The sequence below is a fragment of the Leptothoe sp. PORK10 BA2 genome (assembly GCF_034932105.1).
In the GTDB taxonomy this organism is placed as follows: Bacteria; Cyanobacteriota; Cyanobacteriia; order Phormidesmidales; family Phormidesmidaceae; genus Leptothoe.
This window is the reverse complement of the sequence record NZ_JAYGIG010000108.1, coordinates 1-4,195: the sequence shown is the minus strand read 5'-3', so window position 1 is coordinate 4,195 and position 4,195 is coordinate 1. Positions and strand designations below refer to the sequence as shown.

Here is a 4,195-nt window from a genome sequence, read left to right as displayed (position 1 = left end):
TGTTCTGCCGTATTCGCGGTTACCTATCCACTCTACGCAAACAGGGGCATAACGTTCTGGATGCCCTCATGGGATTGTTCTCTGGAAACCCTATAACTCTCCTACCCCAGCCTGAGTAGTTACAATTCAAATTCGTAATGAGCAAAAGCCCAAGAAAACTGAGATATATGACCAAGTAATTAATTTGTTCTTTGACTCTATTCTGGCATCTAAACTGGGACGAGAACTCAAGAGTGAAGGAGAATTAGTTCAGCGATTTGAAGACATGACACCAGAGCTAATTTTATGGGCATCTGATGATGTTTTAAATCTCTATATTGAGTTTTGGCGAATGGCAAGAAGTAATACTTCAGAGTCTCCAAACAACTCTATTCGGTTATTTGGTCAATTACTATTGGCAATTCGAAAAGATCTAGGTCATCAAAATAACAAAATAGATGAAGTATCGATTTTAGGGACCTTCGTAAATGACATTGAAAATCTATCCAGATAGGGATGTCGGTTCAAGTTCAATGCAGTCTAACATAGTCCCTCATATAATTTTGAGGAATCAGCGTTAAGCTGATCACAGAACCGCCGGAGAATCTGGATAGTCCCTGACGCTGATCAAGCTGGTGCTCAGATTATAGATCCCGAATGAGTTCTGTTTTCCGCCTCCTTGCCAAGCCAATCTGGACAAGTATCAAAGGGACTTCCTTTATGGTAGCCACCCTGAATTGATGAGGATAGGACTGGTATCAGGCATTTTTCTACACTGGTGAACGCTATGAATGCAAGTATCCTTGGGATTGATGTGAGCAAAGCCACGCTCCATCTGGCACTATTGCAAGGAAGTGGCAGACCGCAGAAAAAACAGGTAACGAACGATGCAAGTGGCTTTGCTGAAATAACAGAATGGCTAAGGGGACAATCGGTCGAGTCTGTGAGTGCCTGTTTAGAAGCGACGAGCACCTATGGGCAGGCAGTCGCCCGATATCTACATGAGCAAGGGCATCGAGTCAGCGTAGTCAATCCTGCTCGTATTTCAGGGTTTGCGCAAAGCGAATTGAGACGCACTAAAACAGATAGTGCAGATAGTGCAACGATTGCGCGATTCTGTCAGGCGATGGAACCGAAAGCTTGGATACCGCCGAATTCTGAGACGGCAGAGCTACAGCAAATGACAAGGCGACTAGAAGATTTGCAACAGATCATTGGGCAAGAAAAGACCCGATTAGACACAACAATAGAGTCATTACATGCAGATATCAAAGCTCATATTGAATTCATCGAAAACCAGATGGAGCAATTGAAACAGGTGATGACTGCTCACATTAAAAAGAATGAAGCGTTGGATAGCGCCTTAACGCTGATGACCAGTATTAAGGGGATTTCTACTTTAAGTGGGAGCCAAATTTTGGCAGAAATCGGAGATTGGACGGTGTTTAGTTCAGCTCGCCAACTGGCCGCCTACGCGGGATTAACGCCACAGGCAAAAGAATCTGGGACATCAGTACATGGGCGCACACGCTTATGCAAAATTGGCAATGAGCATCTACGGCGCGCGTTATACTTTCCAGCGCTAACGGCCATTCGATGTTGTGAAGAACTGCAACCGTGGATCGAGGGATTGCGTTCGCGGGGCAAAAATAAAATGCAAGTGGTAGGCGCAGTGATGCACAAATTGATTCGAGTGGTCTATGGCGTTCTCAAGTCAGGCCAACCGTTTAAGCCAGAACTTTTAGCGCCTACCCAGGGCAAACGCACACGTTTCTTTACAATTTGGCATTAGCTTTATCTGCTTGTGCCAGTACCTTGAAAAGATATTGGTCATCCCATCGGGTGTGACCGAAATTTGATGTAGTATTACGAAGCGAGAGAAAATCCGTACTGGTTAATTTTCGACCAAAATTGAGGCCATCTGCCTTGGGTATAGCTGAGCGTTCTTAAACTTAACACTACCGAGGCACCCACATCTTTCCATTTCATGCCAGCCCCACACAGCCGACTTTTAACAATCACTTTGCAACCAGCTTCGGTGACCCCTGAGCCAATCGGCAGCTGTTGGGCAACCGCCTCGGCGTAGTTCATTTGGTGGAGATGATTGCGGAAATAAGTAATGGCGGCATGAAGTGTTTCAGCGTTAGTCACCCCGAGCTTACTGGCATCGATAGCCAGCATTTCGTCAAGGATTTTACCGGCACCGCCGACCTCGTGCTTTAAGTCATGGCAGCGACTATCTAACCATTCTGTGCGTTTGTTAGGACTGCGAGGATAGCGGACTTTAGCCACCCCTTTAAGATATTGAGTGGCATGATAAAAATCTAAAACTTGAGTATCGGTAAGCGGTTCTAGAAAGTCCCAGTTCTCGGGCGCACCGTCGGCAAGGCCTTGATAGTGAGCCCCTGGAAACAACTGGCGAATGTGGGCAATTTCGCTGGTCATGCGCTCGAAAAAAGTCGCTCGTCCATATTCAGGACTCGCGCCAATGTAAGTTGTATGCTGCCTTTCGCCTTCTGTATCGACCAAACTAATCGTGCCCACCATCGCTTCTCGATAGTGGTCTTCGCACATCAACATGCAGGTTCCATCCACCCCAATACTGACTGTTTTAATCGCCATTGGCAATTTTGGGGTTTGATAGTGCCACGACTCTTCTTGGCTCAGCGCTATGCTGCCAACGGTTTCGGCCACCGTTTGAACAAACGAACTGGGGACGATTCGGCCGTGATTCTCACTCAGGTCAGTGACCACCCGAGCACCGCTCATCTCCGCATACTTATGGCTGATCTGTTTGGCAAACCGAGGCGTCGAAGTCACGATAATGCGCCCATCCACTTCTAATGGACAAAACGTTTCACCCCCCTCACCGCTTTGGTAAACATGACGCACAATCGACACTTTTCCGTAGGGACTCTGATAGGTTTTCGGTTGCTTGCCTTTGCTCGTCCAGCGTAAACCCCCTATCTCTAGCGGTAAGCCATCCGTATCGAACTGTTCTAAGGCTTTGCCACTTGCCAGAACCCCGGCTTCATTTAAGTGCGTTTGAATTCGATCTTCTGTCGACAGCATCGAACTCGCAAACGGAATCGTGATTTGAATAGTCACTGAATTCTCATCACTTTTTATGATTGATGCGTTCATCCGTCTTTAGCCCACTTAAATAGCCATCTCTGCTAATTCTACAAGGGATTTGTCTACATCAGATTTAGGTCACACCCATCCCATCCTGCTTTGAGCCGCTTGGCATGCGTACCGCCCTTGGCAGATTTTTCTTGCAACAATAAGTTAACGGCAATATGTCGAATAACCGCTAGATTTTCACCGCTATAGCCCGCAGTGACCCGAGATTGGTCTTCTCGAAAAGCGACATCGAGAATCCAATGGAGTTGGTTTTCAATTCCCCAGTGTCCTCGAACAGCGGTGGCAAAGCACTGTGCATCCAATGGTAGACTCATCAGGTAGTAACGCATCTCACGGTTGATGGAATCACCTACTTGTCGTTGAGATTCAACACAACCTACCGTTGTTAACTTGGCCCAGTTTTCAGCACCGATGAGATAGTCAGTATGACCCATTACCCAATAACGACTAGTCTCTTGGCGGCCATGACCGGTTTCTTGGGTTTCATAATAGTCATGCTCAATACCGGCAAACGCGTTCGCGTGTGCTTGTGCAAATAATTGGCTCACATCTTCCAAGAGATTACCCTGATTCCCTTTTAGGGCCAGAACATAGTCTCCTTGTTGGGCCACAATTTGTTCAGCTATGGCGGTTTGGCAGCCCATCGCATCAATGCTCACCACTGCACCCTCTAGGTCTAACACGTTCAGAAGTTCTGGAATCGCCGTAATTTCATTTGATTTCTCATTGACTTTGCGCTGACCCAAAACCAGTCGATTGTCACTCGCCCAGGCACTCACCATATGAATCATGCCTCGCTTGCCACCACGCTCGTAGCTCCCACGCAACGTCTTACCATCCAGGGTAATCAATTGTCCCTTACTCAGTGCAAACGCAGCGTTCACCCAGGTTAAAAAACACTCTTGGAGTTGCTCGGGGCGCAACCGTGCAAACAAACGCTCAATGGGGCGTATCCAGGTGTTATGGGACCCTCTACAAAAAAGAAAAAAGGGATGGGATAATAGTCCCGTCCCAATCAAAAAACTTAGTCATGATTGTATCGTCTATCGAAGAGATCTGTCAGCAACTCCCA

Annotated in this window: 3 protein-coding genes and 1 pseudogene; 2 read left to right on the top strand and 2 right to left on the bottom strand. The window is 47.0% G+C overall.

The genetic code is table 11. From position 1 onward, the window contains the following. The first annotated feature begins 184 nt into the window (after positions 1–184). Together VB741_RS14765 and VB741_RS14760 are read left to right on the top strand one after the other, a co-directional pair. Entirely contained in the window at positions 185–493 is a 309-nt protein-coding gene (locus VB741_RS14765) for a hypothetical protein (RefSeq protein WP_323365947.1), read from the top strand. Positions 494–766: 273 nt separating this feature from the next. Next, positions 767–1,771, top strand: coding sequence for an IS110 family transposase (locus VB741_RS14760; RefSeq protein ID WP_323365946.1), 1,005 nt, complete (start codon positions 767–769; stop codon positions 1,769–1,771). A 74-nt stretch (positions 1,772–1,845) separates the two neighbouring features. Here the strand turns inward: VB741_RS14760 and VB741_RS14755 are convergent, their stop codons facing one another. Together VB741_RS14755 and VB741_RS14750 are read right to left on the bottom strand one after the other, a co-directional pair. Beyond that, on the bottom strand, positions 1,846–3,123 hold the full coding sequence (locus tag VB741_RS14755) for an ISKra4 family transposase (RefSeq protein WP_323365945.1): 1,278 nt from the start codon (positions 3,121–3,123) through the stop codon (positions 1,846–1,848). Positions 3,124–3,176: 53 nt separating this feature from the next. Continuing rightward, positions 3,177–4,091, bottom strand: a pseudogene (locus VB741_RS14750) (ISAs1 family transposase); the annotation flags it as partial. Positions 4,092–4,195: the final 104 nt, after the last annotated feature.

What these genes read in the sequence shown, in the direction of transcription:
- VB741_RS14755 (WP_323365945.1), bottom strand. Translation starts at nt 3,123, where the DNA reads ATGAACGCATCAATCATAAAAAGTGATGAGAATTCAGTGACTATTCAA.
- VB741_RS14760 (WP_323365946.1), top strand. Translation starts at nt 767, where the DNA reads ATGAATGCAAGTATCCTTGGGATTGATGTGAGCAAAGCCACGCTCCAT.